This is a genomic window from Demequina sp. NBRC 110052, from assembly GCF_002090075.1.
Classification (GTDB): Bacteria; Actinomycetota; Actinomycetes; order Actinomycetales; family Demequinaceae; genus Demequina.
In genome coordinates, this window is the sequence record NZ_BBRI01000003.1 from 96,018 (window position 1) to 121,744 (window position 25,727).

Consider the following 25,727-nt stretch of genomic DNA (forward strand, 5'->3'; position numbering starts at 1 on the left):
CGCTGATCCTCGACGTCACGCGCGCATGGGCGCGAGGCGAGCACGCACGAGTGCGCGCGAGGACAGTACGAGCACCACGAGCGTGACGACATAGGGAAGGGTCGTGTACACCTCGCTCGGCAGTCCCAGCCCCAGCCCCTGACCAAGCAACGCGAAGCTCTGGAACAGCGCGAACAGCAGGGAGCCTCCCGTGACACCGAGCGGCGAGAGCCTCCCCATGATCACCACGGCGAGCACGATGTAGCCCCTGCCTGCGGTGATGTCCGGTGTGAAGGAGCCGATGGAGCCGGCCGTGATGACTCCGCCGGCGAGTCCCGCCATCGCGCCGCCAGCGAGCAGGGTCCCCCGGCCCACGCGCTCGACGCGCACCCCGCGCAGCCGCGCCGACTCGGGGTCCGTGCCGACCGCGTGAATGCGCAGCCCCACCGTGGTGTGGCGCATCAGGGCCCAGAAGCCGAGGACTAGAGGCACGAGCAGGTACACCATGATGTCGTGCTGGAAGAGCACAGGGCCGAGGACGGGGACATCGGCGAGAGGGCCCAGGGAGACCGTCGGGAGGGTCTCCACGGATCGGTTGACCTCGCCCGCAGGGATCCACATCAGGTACAGGTACGTGCTCAGGCCGAGGCCCAGGATGGTCATCGCGAGGCCGACGACCACCTCGTTCGCGCCGAATCGGTAGACGGCGAGGTTCATCGCCGCGGCCATGACCACGCCTGCAGCGAGAGCAGCGAGCAGCCCCATCCATGGGCCGACCGCGCTCGCGGCCCAGATGCCGACGAACGCACCCATGGCCATCATGCCTTCGATGCCGAGGTTGAGGCGCCCCGCACGCTCCACCAGAGTCTCGCCGAGCCCGGCGATGATCAGCGGGGTCGCGAGCGCGATCGCGCCGGCGGCGATCGCGATCCAGAGTGCGGAGTTCATGACGTTCCCCTCTCACCGAGCTGGCCGATGGCGGCGTTCTCCCCGGCCGACGCGTCGGGTCTTCCGTCGGGCGGTTCCGGGTCCTCTCGCGGCAGTTGGGCGGCGCGTCGTGCCTCGCGGCGCGACGTCGCGCCCATGGCGCCGGCGATGCCGAGCAGGATCACCGCCTTGATCACGTCCGCGATGGACGACGGGATCGAGCCCGTCGCGGATTGGATGCCGGCGGCGCCGACCGTCAGCGCGGAGAACAGCAACGCGGAGACGACGATGCCTGCCGGCAGCAGCGCGCCGAGCAGTGCCACGGCGATTCCGCTGAAGCCGACGCCACCGGTCACCGACGTGTAGAGGCGGGAGTTGAGTCCCGCCAGCTGCAGATAGCCGACGAGCCCGGCTCCGAGCCCGGAGACGAGCATGGTGCGGTAGATGGTGCGTGCGCGGGACACTCCCAGGCGCCTCGCGAACGCGGGGCGCTCGGCGAAGACGGCGATGCGCGTCGCGGACGCGGTGCGACGCCACCACGCGAACGCGACGGCGATCACGATGACCAGCAGGACACCCACATGCGCACGGGTCTGGGGGATGAGCGCGGGGAGCTCAGCGGATTCGGGAAGTGGGTCGCTCTGCGGGGTCGCGACGTTCTCCTCCGTGCCGAGGTAGGTGCGCAGGGAGAAGGCGAGGAATCCTGCGGCGATGTAGTTCAGCAGCAGGGTCGAGAGGATCTCGTTGACGCCCCAGCGCTCCAGCAGGAACGCCGGCAGGAGCGCGCAGATCGCGCCACCGAGCGCGCCCGCGAGCGCGCCGAGCAACCAGTGCACGGGAGCGGGGACGCCGTCGCCGAGTGAGAGCATCACCGCGCCCGAGGCGAGGGCGCCGATGGCGACCTGCCCCTCGGCACCGATCGAGAAGATCCCGGCCCTCAGCGCGGGGATCAGCGTGAGCGCGACGATGCCGATGGGCACCGCTCCCACGAGCAGCTCGCCGAAGCGGTACGGCGATGCGACGATTCCCTCGACGAAGCCTTGCAGTCCGACCAGGGGGTTGGCCCCGCTGAGAGCGATGAGCGCGCCGGCCGCGACGAATGATCCGAGGACGACGGCGATGATGGTGGTCAGACGGCGCAGCGTGGCGGCGCTCATGAGTTCGCTCCTGCCCGCGCCAGCCCCGACATGGCGCGGCCGATGCGCGCCGCGGTGGCCTCGTCGGCGGGGATGTCGTCGGCGATGCGGCCGCCGACCAGCACGACGACGCGGTCGGCGATGTCGAGCAGCTCATCGAGGTCGTGGGACGCGACGAGCACGCCGGCGCCGCGCTCCGCCGCGGTGACGAGTCGCGCGCGGATCGCCTGGGAGGCGCGCAGATCCATGCCCTGCGTGGGTCCGTTGGCGACGACGAGGGATGCCGGCGACTCGGCGCTCCACGCGGCGTCGAGCTCGCGCGCGACCAGCAGCTTCTGCTGGTTGCCGCCCGAGAGGTTGCCTGCCGCCAATGTCGGATCGTGGGGACGCACGTCATACTCGGTGAGCACCGCGGCCTGGGCAGCGACGGCCTGCGCGCGGCGTCCGGAGAAGCGCGTACGGACGCGCGCACGCGGAGCCGGGTCCACCGAGGCGGCGTAGACAGTGAGATTCTCGCCGACGCTCATGCCGGGCACGACGGCGTCGGCGCGATGGTCCGGGATCCAGGCGACGCCCGCGGCGAGCGCTCCGGAAGCATCCGACGCCGTGGAGCCTGCCCGCACGACCTCGCCTGCCTGCGTCGGCGCAATCCCGACCGCCACTTCGGCGAGCAGGTTCTGGCCTGAGCCTGCGACGCCCGCGACTCCCACGATCTCGCCGCGGCGCACCTCCAGGCTCACCTGCTGCAGATCGGAATCCACGTCGGAGACCGCATCGACCTCGGTGAGGGTGAGCACGGCATCACCGCGCTCGCGGGGCGCGCGTGCGATCGCTTCCGGGAGTTCGCCCACCATGAGGTGAGCGATGCGGTTGGCGTCGAGCCCCTCCGTGGGACCGGTGAAGACCTGGTGTCCGTGGGAGAGCACGGTGACGTCGTCCGCGACGGTCAGCACCTCGTCCACGCGGTGCGTGATCAGCAGAATCGCGGTGCCCTGGGCGCACAGCGCGCGCAGGTGCGCGAAGAGGCCTCCCACCTCATGCGGCCCCAGGCTGGCGGTGGGCTCGTCGAGGATCAGCAGGCGTGCGCCCTCCGCGAGCGCCACCACGATCTCGCCCAGCTGCCGGTGAGCAAGCCCGAGCCTTCCGGTGGGCGCATCGATGTCCACCTGGACCCCCGCGGAGTCGAGCGTGCGCGAGAGGGCGGCGCGCGCGTCGGACCTGCGGGCGCGAAGGCGCGGCGAGGCGAGCAGCAGGTTGTCCACGAGCGAGAGGTCATGCACGAGGCTGAGCTGCTGGGGAACCATGTTGATGCCGAGGCTCTTCGCGTGAGCGCGCCCGCTGATCTCGACCTCGCGGTCGTTGAGCAGCAGCTGCCCCGAGTCCGCGGGCTGAATGCCCGCGAGAATCTTGGCGAGCGTCGACTTGCCCGCGCCGTTCTCGCCGACGAGCGCGTGCACGCGGCCCGGCTGAACATCGATCCCCACCTTGGTAAGAGCCTGAACGGCTCCGAAGGACTTGGAGACGGACCACGCCGCGAGCGCGACGTGGTCCGTCTCCTGGTGCGATGCGACCATCAGCCGTCGATCGTGATCGAGCCGTCCTGCAGACCCGCGATGAGGTCTTCCACCGCGGCCGCGATCTCGGCATCCGCGATCTCGGTGGCGACGAGCCCGCCGTTGGCGATCGTCGACGTGACTCCGCGACCTCCGAAGTCGCCCGCGGCGACCTCCTCGATCCAGGTGCGGAAGATCGGGGTCATGTCGAGGTTCACCGTCGCGATGTTGACCGCCTGGGCCGCCTCGCCGGCAGCCTCGGAGACGCCGACCGTGGCGACGCCCGCGTCGGACGCTGCAGACCCCACACCGGTGGCGATGCCGTCACCGGTGGTGAAGATGAGCTCGGCGCCCTGCGCGATGAGGCCGGACGTGGCAGACGCAGCCGCCTCGGCGTCGTCGAAGCTGCCCGTGTAGATGACGTCCAGCGCGGTGGCGTCAGGGTTCGCGTCGGCGAGCCCCTCCATGAACGCCACGTCGGTGGCGACGACGAAGTCGAGCTCGAGGCTCTCGACACGACCGACGGGGCTGAGGCCCGACGCGCCGGCGATGTAGCCGGACAGGTAGCCCTGGTCCGCGGACGAGTAGGTCCACGTCTCCACGTTATCCGTGTGCTTGTCGAGGATGTCCATGCCGCCCGACGCGGTGAACATGACGTCCGGGAAGTCCTCGGCGACAGCGAAGACTGCGTCGCCGAGCTCGATGCCGTGACCGATGATCAGGTCGTAGCCCTGGCTCGCGTAGTCGGCCATGATGGGCTCCGCGGTCGCGGAGTCGGAGACCTCGTCACGGATCTCGAACTCGATGAGACCCTCGCTCTCGAGAGCCGTAAGCGCCTCGAGCACGACCTGGTTGAAGCCGCCGTCGGTGGTGGTGCCCGGGGTGAGCGCTGCGACCTTGAGGACCTCGGCACCCTCCCCCGCCTCTGCGGCGGGAGTGGCACCCTCCGTCTCGGTGGCGCAGGCGGAGAGCGCGAGCGCCGAAGCTGCGGCGAAGCCAGCGCCGAGTGCGGCGCGTCGGTGGGTGTTGAACATGGGGAGTGTTCCTTTCGGGTTCGGGGCGAGCAGTCAGGAGGAGGACGGCACGCCTGCGAGGAGGCGCACAGCGGGCTGCGAGCTCTCATCGATCGTGGTCGCGCTCATGGTCGCGCCCACGAAGGCGGCGACCTGAGGCGAGTAGTGGCCGAGCACCGCGCCGGTAGTGACGGAGAAGCACGGCTCGAGGTCGAGAGTGGCGGGGGCATCGGGGTGGAGAGCCGCGTCGGTGACGCACACGACGTCATGGGAGCCGAGCGTGCGCAGGGTTCCGGTCGCGGGGAGCCGCCCCTGCTGCTGCGCGGACACGATCAGCGCCGTGGACAGGAAGCCCCGCAGAGTGCGCGCGTCGTCGCAGTCGCTCGCCGTGCAGCCCTGGCCCCAGACGATGGCGCCGTCTGCGCTCACCTGGACCTGCGCATGCGAGGTGCCTCCCGCGCCGGTCCCCTGTGCTGTCATCACGATCTCGAGGGCGAAGTCATCGCCGTCGCGGGTGCTGGTGATGTGCTCCACGTACGTGGGCTCGGACTTGGTCGCGGTGACCGTGTAGGCGTGGGGCCACTGCGCGACGATGCCGGCAAGATCCACCGTGTCACCGTCTGCGGCTCCCGCTGCGGCAGGCGTCAGAAGCAGAGGCAGTCCGACGCCCACCGCAGCGATGCCGATCAGGAGCAGGCGCACGCCGCCGACGCGGGGCAGGGAGGCCCCCTGCGTTGCGGCGGTGATGGAGCTCATGCGCCCTCTCCAGACTCGGGTGCGCCACCGTCAGGGGTGTGGCGGCATTGCGATCACCGTACGCAACTTGTTGACAAGTACGTGACGATTGGCCCAGGAATTTACATGGAAGTAACGTCACATGGCTCTCCAAGCACGGAACTGAGCCCGCCCGCGCCGCCCGGGAAACTGCTTGTTAACATGTCGGCAATGTGATGCGTGCGGCGGCCGCGCTTCACGCCCACCACAACCCTGCCCTTCACGCCCCCTTCACGTCACGAAGAGCACACGAGGGGCACGCCTCGGAGGTGCACCGATCGGCGGGAGGTCCCCAGGCACCTCATCGCCCACGAGATTGGCCCCATAGCAGGCGCGATGACTCGATCGACATATGGACCTCGAATGTCACAATTTGGTCAAGGAATTGCATTGCCTGTTTTGCAGTTGTTACCTTCGACAAGGATCCGTGCCAGGACTGCACCTCGCCGTGCAGGTCGCGCGGGTCAATGAAACCCAGGTCCGCGGGCCTCGCTCTCTGAGGCGAGGCGCGTATGGCCACCCGCGTTGGTGCCGCTATCCGGCGGCGCAGCGAGGGATCGTGCGGGCGCTTCGCGTCCCGATCTCCGCGCGGGGCCCGGACCGCGACTGAAGTTTCGTGCAGACATGCGCGAAAGCTGAGGACGAATCTGTGAGCGACAGCATCGCTTTGCGTGCGGAAGGCCTGTTCAAGGTATTCGGCAAGCACGCTGACCAGGCCGTGAACCGTCTGCGCGAGGGCACCCCTCGCGACCAGCTCGGCTCCGGCACCACCGCCGCCGTGATCGACGCCTCCTTCGAGGTGCAGCGCGGCGAGATCTTCGTCGTGATGGGCCTGTCCGGCTCGGGCAAGTCGACGCTCATCCGCATGCTCAACGGCCTGCACGACGTGACCGCGGGCACCGTCACCATCGCCGACGACACCATCACCGACATCCCGGCCGCGAAGCTGCGCGAGATCCGCCGCAAGCGCGTGTCCATGGTGTTCCAGCACTTCGCGCTCCTGCCCCACCGCACCGTGCTCGACAACGTCGCCTACGGACTCGAGATCCAGGGCATGCCGAGGGCCGAGCGCGAAGCGAAGGCCCGCGAGGTCACCCAGATCGTCGGCCTCGCCGGCTGGGAGGACAAGGTCCCCAGCCAGCTCTCCGGCGGCATGCAGCAGCGCGTCGGCCTCGCCCGCGCACTCGCCGCTGACACCGAGGTGCTCCTCATGGACGAGGCGTTCTCCGCGCTCGACCCGCTGATCCGACGCGAGATGCAGGAGCAGCTGCTCGAGCTCCAGAGCACGCTCGGCAAGACCATCATCTTCATCACGCACGACCTGAACGAGGCCATGTTCCTGGGTGACCGCATCGCCGTCATGCGCGACGGCCGCATCGTCCAGATCGGCTCGCCGGAGGACATCCTCACGGACCCGGCGAACGAGTACGTCGAGCAGTTCGTGGCCGACGTGGACCGCACCCGCGTGCTGACCGCTGAGTCGGTCATGCGCAAGCCGCGCGCCGTCGTGCACCCCTCCGCAGGACCGCACGGCGCCCTCAAGATCATGCGCGACGAGCAGCTCAGCGCGGTGTACGTCACCAAGCGCGACCGCAGCCTCGTCGGCTGGGTCAGCGACCGCGACGCACTCGAGCTGGTACGCAAGGGCGAGCGCGACCTCACCAGCATCGTGCGCGAGGACCACGGCGCCGTACCCGCCGACACCTCGCTGTCCGACTTGTTCATCCCCGCGCTCGAGTCGCAGCTGCCGCTCGGCGTGCAGGACGACAAGGGCCGCCTCGTGGGAGTCATCCCGCGCGTCACGCTCCTCGCGACGCTGGGTGGCGAGCCAGACGCGGCGGCGCAGGCGGCCGCGCGCCCTGACCCGCTTCCCACCGACGTGGTCGACAAGGCCCTGGAGGCCGCCGTCGACTCAGGTTCGATCGACACCAAGGAGGTGCAGTGATGGAATTCCGCATCCCCTTCGGCACGTGGATCGAGACCGGCAAGGACTGGATCGAGAACAACCTCGACTGGCTGCTGAGCTTCCTCGGCGACCTGTGGACCGGCATGTACGACGCGGTCAACTGGGTCTTCGCGACGCCCCCCGCGATCGCGATCATCATCGTGCTTGCCATCGCGGCACTCTTCGCCCGCGGCTGGAAGTTCGCGCTCGGGACCGTGGCCGGCCTGGTGTTCATCATCGGCGTCGACCAGTGGGAGAACTCCATGGACTCGCTGTCCCTGGTGCTCGTCTCCGCAGTGCTCGCACTGCTCCTGGGCATCCCGCTCGGCATCTGGGCGGCGCGCAACCAGCATGTGTCCAACATCGTGAAGCCCGTCATGGACTTCCTGCAGACCATGCCCGCGTTCGTCTACCTGATCCCCGCGATCGCCTTCTTCGGCGTGGGCGTGGCCCCGGGAATCTTCGCCACCGTGCTGTTCGCGATCGCTCCCGGCGTGCGCCTGACCGAGCTCGGCATCCGCAACGTGGACAAGGAGGTAGTCGAGGCCGGCCAGGCCTTCGGCGCCTCGCCTCGACGCATCCTGCGCCAGATCCAGCTGCCCCTGGCGATGCCGTCCATCATGGCCGGCGTCAACCAGGTCATCATGCTGTCGCTGTCGATGGTCGTCATCGCCGGAATGGTCGGCGCCGGCGGACTCGGTGGCCAGGTCACCCGCGCCGTCTCGGGCCTCGACATCGCCATCGGGGCCGAGGCAGGCATCTCCGTGGTGATCCTCGCGATCATCCTGGACCGCTTCACCGGCGCGTTCGGGCAGAAGCGCGGCCTGCACCTCATCCGCAGGATCCGCGGCACCGTGCTCAAGGACTCCCCCATCAAGGAGACCGAGGGCAAGGACACCGAGCGCATCCTCGCGGAGAACTCGGGCAACCGCCGCAACCCCGGCCGCTGACCCCCATCCCCTGACCGCACACCACTAGACCTCGCGATTCGTGTCGGATCGCGCGCACCCCGCCCCGACCGATGGGCGGAACCGGTGCTCACGACGTGGGGAGACTCCCCTCGTTGGGAAAGGACACTCATCATGAAGATGCGCTCTTTCGCGCCTCTCGCCCTCACCGCCGCCGCGGGCCTCGTGCTCGCGGGCTGCTCCTCGACCGGGGACGACGCCGAGCCCACTGACTCGGCCACCTCGACCGAGGACACCGCCGGCGGCGAGATCACCTTCGGCGTGTTCAACGGCTGGGACGAGTCGGTTGCCTCGTCGCTGCTGTGGGAGGCCATCCTCGAGGACAAGGGCTACGACGTCACCCTCGAGTACGCGGACCCCGCCGTGACCTTCCAGGCCCTCGCCGACGGCGACTACGACCTGGTCACCGACGTGTGGCTGCCCGCGACGCACGCCTCATACCTCGAGGAGTTCGGCGACGACATCACCGAGGTGGGAGCCTGGTTCGACAGCGCCGCCCTGACGGTCGCCGTGAACGCCGACGCCCCGATCGACTCGCTCGCCGAGCTCGCAGACAACGCGGACGCGTTCGGCAACCGCATCGTCGGCATCGAGCCCGGCGCCGGCCTCACCGCCGCCGTCGAGGGTGCGATCCCGGTCTACGGCCTTGAGGGCATGGACTTCATCACCTCGTCGACCCCGGCCATGCTCGCCGAGCTCGACTCGGCCATGGCGGATGGCGAGAACATCGCCGTCACGCTGTGGGAGCCGCACTGGGCCTACGGCGCCTACGACCTCAAGAACCTTGAGGACCCGGAGGGCACCCTGGGTGACGCCGAGTCGATCTACACCTACTCCCGCAACGGCTTCGGTGACGACTTCGCCGAGGTCGAGGGCTGGCTCGCCGGCTTCACCATGGAGTCCGACCTGCTGTACGACCTCGAGAACCGCCTCAACGCGGCCTCGGGTGAGTCGGAGTACCCCGAGATCGTCGCCGGCTTCATCGCCGACAACCAGGAGTGGGTCGACTCGCTCACCGCGTAAGTCTCACTCGCGGCGCTGACGCGTCGGAACACGAAGGCCCCGGGGCGCATGCCCCGGGGCCTTCGTCGTGCATACGGGCAGTCGCGCGGTACAGAACTGTCCACTGCGATGCACGGCGGGCTCCGGAGCGTCACTGGCGGTCCACTTCCCTGCACCCGTGCCCCTGTGGACGCTCAGTGACGTTCCCGCCGCCAGCGCGCGCGGCAGTGGACGCTCAGTGACGTTCCCGCCGCCAGCGCGCGCGGCAGTGGACGCTCAGTGACCGGCGAGTCTGTGCGACACGCGCACTGGACATGCGAACGCCCCCACCACAGAGGCGGGGGCGTTCGGCGGAGCGCTATCAGTCGCGTGTGAGCTTGCGGTAGGTCACGCGGTGCGGGCGCGCGGCCTCGGCGCCGAGGCGCTCGACCTTGTTCTTCTCGTACGCCTCGAAGTTGCCCTCGAACCAGAACCAGTTCGCGGGGTCCTCGTCGGTGCCCTCGTACGCGAGGATGTGCGTCGCGACGCGGTCCAGGAACCAGCGGTCGTGGCTGACGACGACTGCGCAGCCGGGGAACTCGAGCAGCGCGTTCTCGAGCGAGCCGAGCGTCTCGACGTCGAGGTCGTTGGTCGGCTCGTCGAGCAGCAGCACGTTGCCGCCCTCCTTGAGCGTGAGCGCGAGGTTGAGGCGGTTGCGCTCACCACCGGACAGCACGCCTGCGGGCTTCTGCTGGTCCGGGCCCTTGAATCCGAACGCGCTCACGTATGCGCGCGAGGGCATCTCGACCTTGCCGACCTGGATGTAGTCGAGCCCGTCGGAGACCACCTCCCACAGCGACTTGTTCGGGTCGATGCCTCCGCGGCTCTGGTCGACGTACGAGATGCTGACTGTCTCGCCGACCTTGAGGTCTCCCCCGTCGAGCGGCTCGAGACCCACGATGGTCTTGAACAGCGTGGTCTTGCCGACGCCGTTGGGGCCGATGACGCCGACGATGCCATTGCGCGGCAGCGTGAACGACAGTCCGTCGATGAGCTTGCGATCGCCGAAGCCCTTCTGGAGGTTCTTCGCCTCGAGCACGATGTTGCCCAGTCGGGGGCCCGGCGGGATCTGGATCTCCTCGAAGTCGAGCTTCTTGGTGCGCTCTGCCTCGGCGGCCATCTCCTCGTAGCGGTTGAGTCGCGCCTTGGACTTGGTCTGACGGCCCTTGGCGTTCTGACGCACCCACTCGAGCTCGTCCTTGAGTCGCTTGGCGAGCTTGGCGTCCTTCTTGCCCTGCACCTGCAGGCGCTCCTGCTTCTTCTCGAGGTAGGTCGAGTAGTTGCCCTCGTACGGGTACAGGCGACCGCGGTCGACCTCACAGATCCACTCTGCGACGTGGTCGAGGAAGTAGCGGTCGTGCGTGACGGCAAGCACGGCGCCGGGGTACTTGGCTAGGTGCTGCTCGAGCCACTGCACGGACTCGGCGTCCAGGTGGTTGGTGGGCTCGTCGAGCAACAGCAGGTCGGGCTTCTCGAGCAGCAGCTTGCACAGCGCGACGCGGCGGCGCTCACCGCCGGACAGCACCTTCACATCGGCGTCCCCTGGCGGGCACTGGAGCGCGTCCATGGCCTGCTCGATCTGGGAGTCGAGGTCCCACGCGTTCGCGTTGTCGAGGTCCTCCTGCAGCGCGCCCATCTCGGCGAGCAGGGTGTCGTAGTCGGCGTCGGGGTTCGCCATCTCCTCGGAGATCGCGTTGAAGCGCTCAAGCTTGCCGTACAGCTCGCCCATGCCCTCCCGCACGTTGCCGATGACGTCCTTCTCCTCGTTCAGCGGCGGCTCCTGCAGCAGGATGCCGACGCTGTAGCCCGGCGTGAGGCGCGCCTCTCCGTTGGACGGCTGCTCGAGCCCCGCCATGATCTTGAGGATCGTGGACTTTCCTGCGCCGTTGGGTCCGACGACGCCGATCTTGGCGCCGGGGTAGAAGGCCATGGTGACGTCATCGAGGATGACCTTGTCGCCGTGCGCCTTGCGCGCCTTCTGCATGGTGTAGATGAACTCAGCCACTGAAGCTCCGTGTGGGATGGGGTGGGAGGGCCTCTGCGGCCCGCGTTCGACGCCCCTAGCCTACGCGGCACCGGGGACGACGGGCCATCGGCCCGCCGCCCTGGGATCAGCGCGCGGCCGCAGGCTCGAGGTCGTCGTCCTCGACCGCGTCACCGGTCTGCTCGTCCTCGAGATCGAGGTCCGCGTAGCCGTCGTCCTGCTGCTCGCCGTCGGGCACCTCGAGCGCGTCGGTCGGGGCCTCGTCGACGGAACGCACGCTTGCCGCGCCCTCGTCCGCCGCGCCGTCTGCGTCTGCTGGCGCGCCCGGTGTGGCCGGCTCGGCGTCGAGCGTGGCGTCCCCCGTGGCTCGCGTGAACGTGGCGATGCCCTTGGTGAGGTCGTGGCCCACCGCGTGCGCGTCGATCACGAGGTCGGTGCGCGGGCCTGACTGCGACTCCCACACGTTCGTCCGCAGCCGCCCGGTGACGACGACCGGCTGGCCCTTGAACAGCGACTTCTCGACCGTGATCGCGTTGCCGCGGAAGACCCTGACGTTGAACCACTCCGTCTTGCTGTCCACCCACTGCTTCCGATCGCGATCGAAATATCGCGCGGTGGAAGCGATGCGGAACGTGGTCATGGTGGTGCCGCCGGCACCGATGCGCAGCGTGGGGTCGGTGGCGACCCACCCGCTCACTGCGATGGTCAGTTCATTCATGCGCCCCTCCTGGGATCCGTGCGCCGCACGGTGCGGCCAGGTCCAGGGTGAGGCGACGCTCCCGCCAGCCCGACGCGTCGCGCCGGATCCGTGGAGAGGCGGGGGTGCGCGCGGGGCTGGGGACGACGTTCGGTGCGGGGCCCCGGCGAACACGTAGGACCCCGCACCGTCGCTGAGCGCTAGAGACTCACGAGAGCCGCGCCTTCTGCGAGCGTCGCAGCCCGTACAGGGCCAATCCACCTGCTCCGATCAGCACACCCGAGATCAGCAGCGTGGCCCACACGGTGTCGTCCACTCCCGTGCGCGGGAGGTCTCCGCCCACGGCGCCGTCTGCGCCGCCGCCATCGGGACCGTCGCCGGCACTGCCGCCTCCGGAACCGCCATCGCCGCCTCCACCAGGTTCGCCGCCGCCCGTTCCTGGCTCAGACGGCGCCGCGATGCTGAAGACGAGGGACCCCGGCGCTCCGTCGCGCGTACCGATGCTCTGTACGAGGTTGAGCAGATGCGCACCGGAGCCGGCCACGGGGGTCGCGAGCGACATGGACCACGTGCCGTTCGGAGCAACCGTCGCGGTGCCGAGCACCGTGCCGACGGTGGGCGCGGTGAGGATGCCTGCTCCGGCGCCCACAGCATCGGTCACCTCGACACGCACAGCCGCACCCGGGTAGCCGGTGCCGGACAGCTGCGCGATCTCGGTGCCGGCGGGAAGCTCGCCCGAGGGCGCGTCGTCGACCGAGAAGTGCTCGCCCGTCGCGTCGAGGTCGGCGCGGGCCGTCAGGAACTCGTCCGCCGTCAGCGCATGATCGACGATGCGCGTCTCGCCGACGCATCCGAACCAGCCGTGATCAGGCTCGGTGTTCCACGTGGACGTGCCGATGACCCAGGGCATGTAGTCGGCCGCCATCATGCCGGCCACGTTCGAGGCGTTGCGCAGCACGGGCACGCCGTCGACGTACATGATCGCGGTGCGGTCCACGGGATCGTTGACGATCGCCACGTGGTGCCACGCGGTGGGCATGATCTCGCCCGACCACAGGGTGTACGAGTTGCCGGAGGTGCTGTCGCCTGCGGAGAACTGGTACTCGCGCAGACTCGAGATGCCGAGCCACGAGGCGCCCGCGCCGGGGTCTGCCGAGTCGTTGATGCCGATCCATGATCGAGCTCCGCCGCGGGTGAGCGCCGCGCCCCACCGGTTGTCGCCCTCGGCCCAGTCGGCGTCGAGCTTGAGGAACGTCTCGATCGTGTATCCGGACCCGGCGTCGAGTTCGGCGAAGGTGGCCGGCGCGCCGAACTCGGTGGAGACGTAGGCGAGTCGCTCCCCTCCCTGCGCGTTGCGGGAGACGTTGTCGAAGCAGATGGCGCCAGCGTCGGAGGAGTAGAACGGGACGTCGTCGTGGGTGATCGTCACGTCCTCCACCTCGTCGGGAGCGTCGGTGGCGTCGATCGGGCTGCGGCGCATCGGCGAGGCGCCTGCGACGTCGGGGATCTCCACGCTCTCGTCCACGACACCCTCCGCGAGGCCTCCGAAGCGCCAGTGCGCGATGGTGCCGTCGACCTGGATGTAGTCCTCACGCGCGCCTGCGGCCTCGATGGCGCTGCCGGAGCCCTCGCCGTCCCAGCCTGCGGAGACGAGCGTCTTCGCCAGCTCGGAGAGGTCAGGGCCGTCGGCAACAGCCTGATCGGACCAACCGAAGCGCGCACCGAAGTCCATGTCGACTGAGAAGGACTGCCAGGTGCCGTCAAGCACGGGCGTGTCGCTCGATGCGCGCGCCTCGGGCTTCTTGACCGTCACCCACGGCGAGATGGTCTCGACGTCGATGCGGTCGTGGGTGAGGTCGAACTCGAGCATCGTCATGATGCCGTTGCCCCCGTCAGCGGCCATCTGCGCGTCGGTGAGGATCTGGTAGACGGGGTTGCCGGCATCGTTGGTGCGTTGCTGCATCGTGGAGCCGTGGAAGTGCCCGTTGAGGGTCACGATGATCTGGTCGTTGCCGCGGATGAGGTTCTCCCACAGGTTGTCGCCCCACCACCAGTACGCAGGCGATACCTGATCCTCGGCGATGTTGATGATGGCGTGGGAGGACAGCACGACGGGCGTGTTCGGGTGCGCGTCCAGGATGCCCTGAGCCCACGCGAAGGTGTCGTCGGACGCGTTCCAGGCGATCGCGAGCGAGATCCACTCGTGACCCTCGGCCTCGAACAGGTAGGCGGACGAGAGCCCCTCCTGGAAGGTACCGAGCAGCGCATCGCCGCCCTGCGCCTGCAGCTGGCTCGCACCGAAGCGCTGCAGGTACTGCCACGAGTTGCCGACGGATGAGCGGGCCCCCATGTCCGCGACGTCGTGGTTGCCCGGGAGCACCGAGTAGGTGAGTCCGCCGTCGGTCAGGATGTTCATGGCCTTGACTGCGGCGTCCCACTCGCCGCCGACCCATTCCTGGTCGACGACGTCGCCAACGTGCACGACGAAGGGGATGTCGAGCTCGTCCTGGTGGTCGACGAGCCACTGGGTCTGCACCTCGAACGGGTTGGTGCCGTACTGCGGGTAGAACTGCGACGCGCTGTAGCGCGAGTAGAACTGGGTGTCCGGCAGCACGGGCAGCGTGAAGCTCGACGTGGCGGCCGGCTCCTCGGGCGCCGCGGGGGCGGACGCGGTGGCAGCGCTGGTCGCGGAGGCGGCGGTCGGCGCGAGCACCACGGCGCCCGCGAGCAACGCCGCGGCGGCCGCGGCGGATCTGGTGAAGCGCGAAGTCATCAGGGGTCTCTCTCGTAGGTGACGGAGCCGGGTCAACGGGCCTGGGCGGATCGCGGACCGAGGATCTCGATCTCGCTGAGGCCCATCCACGTGTCGTTCGACTTGTTCCAGAAGCGGACGCGCACGGCGGTCGCGACGACGGGCTCAGCGGCCTCGACCTCGAGCGAGAGCCCCGCGCCCTCGTTGGCGAGGGGCCAGGCGCCGTCGGCGATCGGCAGGTCGTACCAGCCGCCGATGAGGTCGCGGTACTGCACGGTCACGGCGCCGACGTTGCGGTTCTGGGGGTCATCGACGAGGGCGTAGACGCCCGCGCCGGTGATCTGCTGCGGGACGTCCAGGTAGAACGTGACGAGGTTGGGGTTCGCACGGTTGCCCGCGCCTCCGCTTCGCCAGTCGTACAGTCCTCCCGAGGTGCGGCTGCCGTCCGTGAGGCCGCCGACGCCGCTGCCGACCTCCGCGATCGCGTGGAAGGCCACACCGGAGCGCAGCAGGTTGACCGGCTCGGCCTCGGCCACGGTGACCACGAGGGTGGCGGCGAAGCCAGTGCCCTCGACGGCGGGGATCCGCACCTCGCCGACGGACGAGAAGTCGGCATCGGACACGCTCGCCCAATCCCAGGTGACGTCTGCGGTCACCGTGAGCGTCGAGCCCGAGATGGGCCGCTCGACGGTGCGCGGCGCCGCCATCCTCAGCTGGCTCACGGTCACTCCGACGTACGTGTCGAGTGTGCTGTCGACCGCGTCGCCCACGGTGCCGACCCGGTAGGAGGCCTCGACCGTGACGGTCTCGCCGAAGGCACCGGGCGCGGTGCCCGTGAACTCGACCACGCCGTCCGCGTCCCATACCGTCGCTTCGGGCATTGTCCAGTCGATGCCGACAAGCTCGGTAGTCATCCCCCAGCTGTAGGTGGCTGTCGCTGTGGTCGGGACGTCCGGGACGGTACCGGGCTCGACGAGGGAACCGACGGTGTCGGTCTGCGCGTCGAAGCTGTGCACGGTCCATGACTGCACTGCCGCACCGCTGTCGTCCCACGTATTGACGTCAGCGTTCTCGCTGGTATCCCAGTCGTAGAGGTCGAGCGCTTGGATGATGCCGTCGAACGGTGCGACGTTGAGGAACTTGGCCGACGAGCCGTTGGCCCCCTGGATCCAGGTGGACAGGCCGGATTCGGCGGCCTCGTCGCCGGTGATGTCGAGCAGCTCGACCATGCGTGAGCCGTCCTGGCGGCTGAGGACCTCGCCGTCGCCGGCCGCGAGCACGAAGGTGTCGTCAGCACCGACGACGGGGTACATCCATACGGTCTGCGCGAGCACGCCAGCGGCGTCGTCCGCGATCGTGCGGCTCTCGACGGGCGCCGCGTCCCCGATGATCGTTGCCACCTTTCCCGTGGCATATGCGCTCTCCAGCAGCACCGGCGTCGGTGCGCCGATGAGCTCGCCAGTGAGCTGCTCGCCCTGCGGCAGCAGTCCGCCTGCTCCGGCGGCGTGCACCATCGCGCCGACTCCCGCTGTGAGCGCCATCGCGGTCAGCGCAGCGGCGGCGCCTGCCCTGAGACCAGGTCTCTTCCAAGCCATCGTTTCCGTCCCTTTCCGCCGCCCCGGGGGAAGGGGCGCGCCACTGCGAAGGGGCGCGAGAGATCAGATGTCTCTCCAAGACATTGCCGCCCCCACGCAGACGCGGTGACTCTAGGTCGCGCAGGTGACGGCACGGTGCTGGTCAGATGTCTAGCGGGTGACGGTCCGGTGGCCAGTGGGAACGTTGTCGCGTCCGCCGCACGAACTGTCGGGCGAGGAGGCTCAGTCGAGTTCGGTGAGCTCGTCGAGGTTGCGGTAGGCCTGGTGGATCATCAGCGTCGGGTCGTGCAGTGAGCGGCGCACCACGCGCGCGACCGCCTCGCGGCCAATCGCCGCGACCGCCTTCGACTCGGCGCCTCCGCGCAGTCCACGGCTCAGGCGCGCACGCCAGCCAGAGGGAGCGGTCACCTCGGGCCACTCGATCGCCGCGAGCTCCTCGTTGAGGGATGCGGTGAGCTCCTCGCCGGTCGCGATGGTGTCAGTCAGGACGCGACGCCACGTGAGCGGCAGCCCGTCCGTGGCGGCGTCGACCCAGTCGAGCCGCTCGCGCTCGACTGACGCGAGCGAGATCGGCTCGAGCGAGGGGATGGCGTGGGCGCGCCCCGCAGCGACAGCGGCGGCCGCCTCGGCGCGCGCGTCGATGCCGGCAAGGCGCGCGAGCGACCCGACGATCTCGGCCGGGTCGGGCATCGTGGGCTCGGCGTCCTTCGCGAGCGCACGAGCCAGAGCCTTGCCTGCGGATACCAGGTCGGCGCGCACGGCCTCCGACGCGACGGTGCGGGACTCGACGGCGCCTGCGAGCTCGGCGCGCAGGTTGTCGAGCCCGCGTCCCGTGCGTGCGCTGACGGGGATCACAGGCACCTCCACGAGGCCGTCCTCGCCGAGCAGGCGCTGCAGGTCCTGGACGATCGCCATCGTGTCCTCGTCGGAGAGGCGGTCCGTGTGGTTGAGCGCCACGAGCGACGGCTGCCCGTGCACGGAAGCCACCTGCAGGTACGCGGAGTGCAGCGCGTGGTCGGCGTACTTCTGCGGGTCGACGACCCACACGAGCAGGTCCGCGAGCGGCACGATGCGGTCGGCGACGTCGCGGTTGGCGACGTTGATCGAGTCGTGGTCGGGCAGGTCGATGAGGACCAAGCCCGCGAGCGCCTCGGGCGCGTGCGGCACTTCGAAGCGGTGCTCATCCTGCACCCCCAGCCAGTCGAGCAGCCCGCCGGAGCCGCGCGACCACGAGGCCGACGACGCGTGGGACGTCGTGGGTCGCGTCACGCCCGGCACGGCAAAATCGGAGCCGGTGATGGCGTTGAACAGGCTGGACTTCCCCGAGCCGGTGCCGCCCGCGAGCGCGACGATGGTCCAGTCGACCCCCAGAGAGAGTCGCTCGTCGCAGCGGCCGATGGTCTCGCGCACTTCGGCGCGCACGTCGCGCGGGATCGCGTCGGACGCCCACTCCATGGAGGCGCGCAGGCGGTCGAGCCGCTCGCGCAGCCGCGTCGTCTCGGTGCGGGGCTCCAGCTCGCGGAAGGTGGGGCTCACAGCAGGCCTCTGAGCTCGGCGCGTCGCAGGCGCACCTTGGCGGAGGCCTCGGGAAGCAGGGACGTGACGTCGGTGGGCTTCATCATGTCGAGCGCCTCCCGGTTGATCACGTATCTGCGCGCGGAGGTGAGCTCGGCGCGTGCCTCGGTCGCCGCGTCGGACACGGAACCAGAGACGACCACGGTCAGGAACGTGCGCGCAGGCTCGATGCCGAGCGCCACCGAGGCGAGGCACGTGGAGACCCCCTGCGAGCCGAGCAGCTCGGCGGCGCGCTCGGCTCCGGGAAGGGAGGCGGCGAGCTCGTCGACGCGCGCGAGCCAGCTGCGCACCGCGTCGGCCGCGTTGCGTTCGCGCACCTCGCGTGCGGTGCGGGGGTCGCGCTGCGCGGCGAGCCACGGGCCGGGACCGCTGCCGGCCTCGGTGAGGGCGTTCACCATCGCGTCGGACGCGTCCGACGCGGCGAGGACCAGGTGCGCCTCGACGGCCTCGACGATCTCCTTGCGGACGGCGTCGAGCACCTCCTCGCGCTCCTCGCGCGCGAGCCGGCGCTTGGTCCACATGGAGCGGCGCAGGCGGAACAGCGGGCCACCCTCGCTGGCAGCGCGCTGCCATCGCGCCTGCAGCGACGACGTGGGCACTCCGAGGTACCACTCGTCGCCGCCGCGCGCCTCGGCCTGGGCAGCGCAGCGGCGCACCTCGGCTCGGACGTCCTTCGCGGCGGCGGACTGGTCGTCCATGATCTCGGCGAGCCGCTCGAGCCACTCCTTGAGGGACTCTGCGGCGCCGTGCAGCGTTCGCTCCACGATGGACTCGGCCGAGGCGGCGGCGACGGACTCGAGCCAGCGCGCGAGCGAGCCGACCACATCACGCGGCACCGAGCCGCGGCCGTCCGGGTCCTCGGGGATGACGAACAGCGGGAGCCCCTCGAGCCCCTCGGCCTGGAGCCTGTCCACGAGATCGCGGCGCACCTGCGCGGCCACATCCGCGGTGACACGGTTGAGCACGACCGCGATCGACGCGCCGCGCTCTGCTCCCCTGCGCAGCGCCTCCCACGGCACGGCGTCACCGTAGCGCGCGGCAGTAGTGACGAAGAGCCACAGGTCTGCCGTCTCGAGCAGCTCGTGCGCGACGTCGCGGTTCTCGCCGGACACGGAGTCGATGTCGGGGCTGTCGACGATCGCGAGACCGCGCGGCACCTCCTCGGTCGAGATCACCTTCGCGCGGCGCTCCACCTCGGTGAGCAGCTGAGTGTCGAGGGGGTGGTGGAACAGGTGCGGCACCTTCGTCGTGGGACGCAGCACGCCCGACGCGGTGAGCTCGGCTCCCATGAGGGCGTTCACCACGGTCGACTTGCCGGCCCCGGTAGAGCCGGCCACGACCACGATCGCGGGCGACGCCTCTTCGCGCACGCGCGGGATCAGATGGTGGTCCAGCTGGTCGAGCATGTGCTCCATGAGCTCGCCCGACTCGCCCGCGTGACCGGTCGGCAAAGGCAGCTCCGTCGTCGCCACGACCCTGCGCGTGTCGACGAGAGCGTCCAGGAGCGCACCGGGGTACGACCACGTCTTGATCGGCCGGATGCTCATGCCTGGTATCCCCGCCTAAGCATCATGGTCCCAGGCTACCGTCCCGTGGACTCCCTCACGATGAGGCTGGTCGGCAGCGGCGTCTCCACGGTTGACTGCTCGCCCTCCTCCAGATCGACGAGCGCCTTCTGCACGATGCTGCGGCCCAACGCCGCGAAGTCCTGCCTCACGGTCGTCAGCGGCGGATACAGGAAGCCCGCCTCGGGGATGTCATCGAAGCCGACGATGGACACGTCGTCAGGGACGCGCAGTCCGCGCTGGCGCAGCGCTGACAGCAGGCCGATCGCCATGTGGTCGTTGCCCACGAAGACGGCCGTGCCCGGCGTGATCTCGAGCTCCCCGCCGATGCGGTGACCGCTCGCGGCGGACCAGTCGCCGTGCGTCGGCTCGATCACCTCGAGCCTGCGAGCGCCGAGCTCGTCGCGCCATCCGCGCACCCTCTCCGACGCGTCGGGCGCATGCTCGGGCCCGGCGAGGTGGAGGATGCGCTCGTATCCCAGCTCGGCGAGATGCGTGACCGCGCTGCGCGCGCCGCGGTACTGATCGATCGCGACCAGGCGCGGCCCGCGCCGTGGCGCGGAGGCGGAGGCGACGAGGGGGATCGAGACGTCGATCGAGTTGACCACCTCGAGCGCGGCATCGTGCGCCACGACGACCACGACGGCGTCGACCCGCTGCCGCAGGAGCGCCTCGATGCTCGCGCGCACCGCGGGCCCGTCGTCGCTCGCGACGGACACCGCATCCACGCTGTAGCGAGCCTCGCGCGCCGCGATGTTGACCTGCATCGCGATGGACGCCGGCCCGTAGTCGACGTTGTTGGGCATGATGAGGCCGATCGTGCGCGTGCGGCGGGTCACGAGCGCGCGGGCAGCCGGCGACGGACTGTAGTCGAGCTGCGCGATCGCCTTCTCGACGCGCTCCTTGGTGGCGGGGCGCACGTTCGGCAGGCCGTTCAGGACGCGCGACACGGTCTGGTGGGACACGCCCGCGAGGCGCGCCACATCGAAGATGTTCGCGGCCTTGCCGTTGCGCTCCTCCGCCACGCGCCTACTCCCCTTCGTCCTCGGGCTGCGCGACCAGGGCGAGCAGCGCGTCGGCCGTGAGCTCGCCGGAGGCGAGGGTGTCGACGATGCGCCCGTCACGCAGCACCGCCACCCGATCCCCGACCCGCATGACCTCTTCGAGCTCGGCGGAGATGAACACGACGGAGACGCCGTTGTCAGCGAGCTCGCCCACGAGGTTCTGCACCTCGACCTTCGCCCCCACATCGATGCCGCGGGTGGGCTCGTCGAGCACGAGCAGCCGCGGCGACAGCGCGAGCAGACGCGCCAGGAGCACCTTCTGCTGATTGCCGCCCGACAGCAGCCCCGCAGGCCGGTCAAGGTCGGCGGGTCGAATGTCCAGCGCATCGACCCAGCTCTGCGCGAGCTCGCGACGCCTGTCCATCGGAATGGGTTTGAGCGCACCGCGCTCGGCCTGCAGCGCGAGCGTGATGTTCTCGAGCACCGAGAGCTCGGCGACGATGCCGTCCCGCAGTCGGTTCTCCGACGAGTACACGACGCCGAGAGTGATCGCGCGCCGAGGCGAGTCGAGATCGACCGCATGCTCCTCGATGCGGATGATCCCCGCGTCGGCCCTTGCGACGCCCGTGAGCGCCCGCGCGAGCGACGTCCGGCCCGAGCCCAGCAGGCCGGCGACCCCCAGCACCTCCCCTTTGCCGAGATCGACGTCCGCGGCCTCGAGCGACTGCCCGACGCGCAGCCCCCTGGCGCTCAGCAGAACCTCGCCTTCGGGCCTGTCCGCGCTCGGATTCTCGCGCTCGCGGTGCGCGGTGGCGTCGTGACCGAGCATCTTGTGCACCAGATCGATGCGGAGCAGCTCGCGCGTGAGGTACTCCCCCACGAGCACGCCGTCGCGGAGCACCGTGATGCGGTCGCAGATCTCGTAGACCTGCTCGATGAAGTGCGACACGAACAGGATCGCGACGCCGCGGGACTGCAGCTCGCGGATCACGCGGAACAGCTCGGCGACCTCATCGACGTCGAGGCTCGAGGTCGGCTCGTCGAGCACCAGCACCCTCACGTCCGCCGTGACGGCGCGCGCGATGGCGACGAGCTGCTGCACAGCGACCGAGTGCGAGCCGAGGAGCGCGCGCGGATCGACGTCGGTGAGACCGAGCCCGCCCAGCACCTCGCGCGCCCGCGCGACCATCTCGCCGCGGCTCACGAGGCCCGAGCGACCCACGTCGCGGCCGATGAAGATGTTCTCTGCGACCGAGAGGTTCGGCAGGAGCTCGATCTCCTGATACACCGTGCTGATGCCGGCGCGCTGCGCCTCGTGCGGCGTCGCAAACTCCACGCGCTCGCCGTCGAGCCGCAGCTCGCCCTCATCCATCCGCAGCGCGCCCGTGACGGCCTTGATCAGCGTCGACTTGCCCGCGCCGTTCTCACCCATGAGCGAGTGGACCTCACCGGGAAAGAGCCTGAGGCTGACATCCCGCAGCGCCGCGTCCGCGCCGAAGCGCACCGTCGCACCGGTGAGCTCGAGAAGCGGATGTGCCTGGTCCACGCCCCCATTATCGGGGGGAGGACCAGGCACACCCGTGACCGACGCGGCGGTCAGCCTCGACCCTCCGAGCGTGCGACGATCGCGCGCTGCACCACGATGAACAGCAGTAGCAGCGCTCCGACGATGATCTGCATCCACGACTGCTCGGCGCCCATGAACGTGATGATCGTCTTGATCGTGCCGTAGACGAACACGCCGATCATCGAGCCGATCACGTAGCCGCGACCTCCCGTGAGGAGTGTGCCGCCGATCACGACGGCGGCGATCGCGTCGAGCTCCGTGCCGATGCCGTTGCGGGGATAGCCCGCACCCGAGTATGCGGTGAGCACCAGGCCCGCGAGTCCGGCGCAGAAGCCCGAGATGACGTAGACCATCACCTTGGTGCGCGCGACCTTGAGACCCATGAGCCGGGCGGAGCTCTCGGAGCCACCGATCGCATACACGGTGCGACCCATGCGGGTCAGGTGCATGACGAAGGCAGCGACCGCCACGGCGAGCAGCGCGATGATGCCCGTGGGCGTGATGTACCAGCCGCCCACGCTGAAACGCGTGGACTGCAGCCACAGGATCGCCGGCTCCTCGACCTTGATCGACGACAGGCTCACCACGAACGCGAGGCCGCGGGCGAGGAACAGTCCCGCGAGAGAGGCGATGAACGGCTGCACGTTGAAGTACTGGACGAGCACGCCGATGATCAGACCGATCACCGCGCCGCCCGCGAGGATCACCGGGATCGCGATCGCGACGGGCATTCCCTCCGCAAGCAGCTTGGCGCCGAGGATTCCTGTGAAGGCCATCACCGAGCCCACCGAGAGGTCGATGCCTCCGGTGACGATCACGAACGTCATGCCGACCGCGAGGATCAGCAAATACGCGTTGTCGAGCAGCAGTGCCGAGATGTTGCGCGGCGTGATGAAGTCGCCCCTGAGGAACGCCTCCGCGCCGGCGAACAGCAGCAGGAGGATCGCGAGTGCGGCGAACGTGGGCATCAGCGCGGAGTGCCGCGTGAAGAATCCCTGGACGGACACGGAGGCGCCGGTGCGCTTCTCGCTGCGACCCTCGCTGCGGGTCATCGTCGCGGTCATCGCGCCACCTCCACCTTCTCGTCGTCGCGCTCGGGCGCGTCCTGCTTCCTGAATGCGTCACCGACTCGCGCGATCGCCCCTCGCATGCGCTGCGACTGTGCGACCACGACCACCACCACGACCACCGCGAAGAACACGGGGCTCTGCGCGGACGGCACTCCGAGGAAGAGGATCGTCGACTCGAGCGTCTGGATGATGAACACGCCGATCACGGTGCCGGCGATGGAGAACTTCCCTCCAGCGAGCGACGTGCCACCGAGCACGACCGCGAGGATCGCGTACAGCTCGATGAACAGTCCCGCCGCGTTCGCGTCAGCCGCCTTGATGTTGGACGCGTAGATGACTCCGGCCGCGCCCGCGAGCGTGCCCGAGACCATGTAGGCCCCCCAGATGATGCCGCGCGAGCGCACGCCCGCGAGCCTGCTCGCCTCGGGATTGATGCCGACCGACTCGGTGAGCACGCCCAGCGCCGTGCGTCGCTCCACAAGGGCGACGGCGGCGATCGCCGCGATCGAGATGAAGAAGGCGACGGGAAGCAGCAGCACGTATCCGCTCGCGATGAACGCGAACGGCTCCGAGTTCACGGTGGTGATGAAGCCGCCGGTGATGAGCAGCGCGACGCCGCGGCCCGCGAGCATCAGCACCAGGGTCGCGATGATCGGTTGGATCTTGAGCACGGAAACCAGGAACCCGTTCCATGCTCCGAGCACGAGCGACACGAGGATCGCGACGATCACTGCCACGAACACGGTCCCGACGGCGCCAGGGGACCCAGACCTGTCGATGATCGTGAGCGCGACCGCGCCGGAGACGGCCATCACGGCGCCGACGGAGAGGTCGATGCCGCGGGTAGCGATGACGATGGTCATGCCCAGCGCGACCAGCATCAGCGGAGCGCTGTTGCGCAGGATGTCGATCAACGCACCGTACAGACGGCCGTCCTGCAGCGTGATCTCGATGAACTGGGGGCGCGCGATCGTGTTGACCACGATGAGCACCAGGAGCGAGAGCACCGGCCAGAAGAGCCGATGCTTGTAGATGCGGTTCATGCTGCGCTCCCCTCGCCCTCGTTGGCGATGTAGTCGATGAGGCCGTCGATGTCGACGTCGGCGGACTCGAGCTCCCCGATCTTGCGACGGTCGCGCATCACGGCGATCCTCTGTGCCAATCGAAGCACTTCCTCGAGCTCGGAGGAGATGAACACGACGGCGAGTCCGTCGGCGGACAGCTCGGACACCTTGCGCTGGATGTCGGCCTTCGCGCCGACGTCGATGCCGCGAGTGGGCTCGTCGAGCACGAGGAGTTCGGGTGCGGTGGCAAGCCAGCGTGCGAGCAGCACCTTCTGCTGGTTGCCCCCGGACAGGTTGCCGACGAGCGCGTGCGGGTTCGCGGGGCGGACGCCGAGCGCCTCGATCCATCCGTGGACGACCGCATCGGACTCTGCCTTGCCCAGGCGCCGCACCCACCCCTGGCGGGCCTGCATGCCGAGCACGATGTTCTCTGCGACGGTCAGGTCGGGGACGAGGCCCTCCTCGCGTCGGTTCTCAGACGAGAAGGCGATCCGGTGGTCGATGGCGTGGCGCGGGGAGTGCACCTTCGCGTGCTGCCCGTGGATCTCCATCGAGCCCTCGTCGGCCCGATCGGCACCATAGAGCAGGCGGACCAACTCGGTCCGTCCTGACCCGAGGAGGCCGGCGAGGCCGACGACCTCGCCCGGGTACACCTCGAGGTCAGCGGGCTCGAGGATCCCTCGCTTGCCCAGGCCGCTCGCCTTGACGACGGGCGTGCCGGTGCGGTCGATGTCGCGGTGCGCCGAGCTCGACAGCGTCGCGAGGTCGTCGAGCTCGCGGCCGATCATCTTGGTCACCAGGGCGTCGCGCGGGAGCTCCGCGATGGGATGCTCACCGACGAGCGCGCCGTTGCGCAGCACGGTGATGCGGTCGGAGATCTCGTACACCTGCTCCAGGAAGTGGGAGACGAAGAGAATGGCGACGCCCTTGTCCCGCAGGCCGCGGATGACGTCGAAGAGTCGCTCGACCTCGCCGCGGTCCAGGCTGGAGGTGGGCTCGTCGAGCACGAGCACCTTGGACTCGAGCACCATCGCGCGGCTGATCGCGACGAGTTGCTGGATGGCGATCGAGTGGCTCGAGAGGCGCGAGCGCGGATCGATGCGCAGTCCAAGGCTGTCGAGGTGGTGGGTCGCGGCCTCGTGGGTCGCGCGCCAGTCGATCACGCCGCCGACGCGCGGCTCGTGACCGAGCATGACGTTCTCGCCCACGGTGAGGTTCTCGCAGAGATTGACCTCCTGGTACACCGTGGAGATGCCGGCCTCCTGCGCGTCCGCGGCCGTCGCGAATGCGCGACGCTCACCGCCGACCACGATGGTGCCGGAGTCGATGGAGTAGACGCCGGTGAGCGCCTTGATCAGCGTGGACTTGCCGGCTCCGTTCTCGCCCATGAGCGAGTGCACCTCGCCGGGTCGGAGCGTGAAGTCGACGCCGTCGAGCGCGAGGACGCCTGGGAACCGGATGGTGATTCCCCGCATCTCGACGATCGGGGGGACGTCATTGTCCGCGGTCATGTGATGT

The 25,727-nt window shown here is 69.5% G+C and carries 19 protein-coding genes; 3 read left to right on the forward strand and 16 right to left on the reverse strand.

Features of this window, described 5'->3' with window-relative positions:
- Positions 1-15 precede the first annotated feature (15 nt).
- The 5 genes from B7K21_RS07895 to B7K21_RS07915 are packed head-to-tail and all read right to left on the reverse strand — an operon-like array spanning position 16 to position 5,364.
- Positions 16-927 carry an ABC transporter permease gene (locus B7K21_RS07895; protein ID WP_084074911.1) on the reverse strand — a complete coding sequence of 304 codons (912 nt, stop codon included), beginning with the start codon at positions 925-927 and terminating at the stop codon, positions 16-18.
- The gene (locus B7K21_RS07900; protein ID WP_084074912.1) at positions 924-2,063 is read right to left on the reverse strand and encodes an ABC transporter permease; all 1,140 of its coding nucleotides are present in this window, start codon (positions 2,061-2,063) and stop codon (positions 924-926) included. The genes B7K21_RS07895 and B7K21_RS07900 overlap by 4 nt, the downstream gene beginning before the upstream one ends.
- The gene (locus B7K21_RS07905) at positions 2,060-3,616 is read right to left on the reverse strand and encodes an ATP-binding cassette domain-containing protein (protein WP_084074913.1); all 1,557 of its coding nucleotides are present in this window, start codon (positions 3,614-3,616) and stop codon (positions 2,060-2,062) included. Before B7K21_RS07905 ends, B7K21_RS07900 begins: the two co-directional genes overlap by 4 nt.
- Positions 3,616-4,629, reverse strand: a complete 1,014-nt coding sequence (locus B7K21_RS07910; RefSeq protein WP_084074914.1) for a BMP family ABC transporter substrate-binding protein — start codon at positions 4,627-4,629, stop codon at positions 3,616-3,618. The genes B7K21_RS07905 and B7K21_RS07910 overlap by 1 nt, the downstream gene beginning before the upstream one ends.
- Before the next feature lie 33 nt (positions 4,630-4,662).
- Positions 4,663-5,364 carry a hypothetical protein gene (locus B7K21_RS07915; protein ID WP_084074915.1) on the reverse strand — a complete coding sequence of 234 codons (702 nt, stop codon included), beginning with the start codon at positions 5,362-5,364 and terminating at the stop codon, positions 4,663-4,665.
- A gap of 667 nt (positions 5,365-6,031) precedes the next feature.
- Here B7K21_RS07915 and B7K21_RS07920 point away from each other — a divergent pair.
- The 3 genes from B7K21_RS07920 to B7K21_RS07930 all read left to right on the forward strand — a co-directional run bounded on the left by B7K21_RS07920 (position 6,032) and on the right by B7K21_RS07930 (position 9,318).
- On the forward strand, positions 6,032-7,327 hold the full coding sequence (locus B7K21_RS07920) for a glycine betaine/L-proline ABC transporter ATP-binding protein (RefSeq protein WP_084074916.1): 1,296 nt from the start codon (positions 6,032-6,034) through the stop codon (positions 7,325-7,327).
- Complete coding sequence (locus B7K21_RS07925; protein WP_200806281.1) at positions 7,327-8,277, forward strand: proline/glycine betaine ABC transporter permease; 951 nt, start codon at positions 7,327-7,329, stop codon at positions 8,275-8,277. Before B7K21_RS07920 ends, B7K21_RS07925 begins: the two co-directional genes overlap by 1 nt.
- A gap of 132 nt (positions 8,278-8,409) precedes the next feature.
- Positions 8,410-9,318, forward strand: coding sequence for a glycine betaine ABC transporter substrate-binding protein (locus B7K21_RS07930; RefSeq protein WP_084074918.1), 909 nt, complete (start codon positions 8,410-8,412; stop codon positions 9,316-9,318).
- A 340-nt stretch (positions 9,319-9,658) separates the two neighbouring features.
- On the opposite strand, the gene ettA is transcribed toward B7K21_RS07930, so the two are convergent.
- The 11 genes from ettA to B7K21_RS07980 all read right to left on the reverse strand — a co-directional run bounded on the left by ettA (position 9,659) and on the right by B7K21_RS07980 (position 25,720).
- Positions 9,659-11,341, reverse strand: a complete 1,683-nt coding sequence (ettA, locus tag B7K21_RS07935; protein ID WP_084074919.1) for an energy-dependent translational throttle protein EttA — start codon at positions 11,339-11,341, stop codon at positions 9,659-9,661.
- Positions 11,342-11,447: 106 nt separating this feature from the next.
- Positions 11,448-12,038: a single-stranded DNA-binding protein gene (locus tag B7K21_RS07940; RefSeq protein ID WP_084074920.1), complete on the reverse strand. Its 591-nt coding sequence runs from the start codon at positions 12,036-12,038 to the stop codon at positions 11,448-11,450.
- A 187-nt stretch (positions 12,039-12,225) separates the two neighbouring features.
- Positions 12,226-14,790 carry a LamG-like jellyroll fold domain-containing protein gene (locus B7K21_RS07945; protein ID WP_084074921.1) on the reverse strand — a complete coding sequence of 855 codons (2,565 nt, stop codon included), beginning with the start codon at positions 14,788-14,790 and terminating at the stop codon, positions 12,226-12,228.
- Positions 14,791-14,822: 32 nt separating this feature from the next.
- Positions 14,823-16,364 carry an Ig-like domain-containing protein gene (locus tag B7K21_RS07950; RefSeq protein WP_084074922.1) on the reverse strand — a complete coding sequence of 514 codons (1,542 nt, stop codon included), beginning with the start codon at positions 16,362-16,364 and terminating at the stop codon, positions 14,823-14,825.
- 222 nt (positions 16,365-16,586) lie between these two features.
- Entirely contained in the window at positions 16,587-17,900 is a 1,314-nt protein-coding gene (locus B7K21_RS07955; protein ID WP_144016134.1) for a GTPase, read from the reverse strand.
- Entirely contained in the window at positions 17,897-19,486 is a 1,590-nt protein-coding gene (locus tag B7K21_RS12455; RefSeq protein WP_144016135.1) for a GTPase domain-containing protein, read from the reverse strand. Before B7K21_RS12455 ends, B7K21_RS07955 begins: the two co-directional genes overlap by 4 nt.
- Positions 19,487-19,521: 35 nt before the next feature.
- Positions 19,522-20,529: a LacI family DNA-binding transcriptional regulator gene (locus B7K21_RS07960; RefSeq protein ID WP_084074924.1), complete on the reverse strand. Its 1,008-nt coding sequence runs from the start codon at positions 20,527-20,529 to the stop codon at positions 19,522-19,524.
- A 4-nt stretch (positions 20,530-20,533) separates the two neighbouring features.
- Positions 20,534-22,054 carry a sugar ABC transporter ATP-binding protein gene (locus B7K21_RS07965; protein ID WP_084074925.1) on the reverse strand — a complete coding sequence of 507 codons (1,521 nt, stop codon included), beginning with the start codon at positions 22,052-22,054 and terminating at the stop codon, positions 20,534-20,536.
- A 50-nt stretch (positions 22,055-22,104) separates the two neighbouring features.
- Complete coding sequence (locus B7K21_RS07970; RefSeq protein ID WP_084074926.1) at positions 22,105-23,139, reverse strand: sugar ABC transporter permease YjfF; 1,035 nt, start codon at positions 23,137-23,139, stop codon at positions 22,105-22,107.
- Entirely contained in the window at positions 23,136-24,188 is a 1,053-nt protein-coding gene (locus tag B7K21_RS07975) for an ABC transporter permease (RefSeq protein WP_084074927.1), read from the reverse strand. Before B7K21_RS07975 ends, B7K21_RS07970 begins: the two co-directional genes overlap by 4 nt.
- Positions 24,185-25,720: a sugar ABC transporter ATP-binding protein gene (locus B7K21_RS07980; protein ID WP_084074928.1), complete on the reverse strand. Its 1,536-nt coding sequence runs from the start codon at positions 25,718-25,720 to the stop codon at positions 24,185-24,187. Before B7K21_RS07980 ends, B7K21_RS07975 begins: the two co-directional genes overlap by 4 nt.
- Between the last annotated feature and the right edge of the window lie 7 nt (positions 25,721-25,727).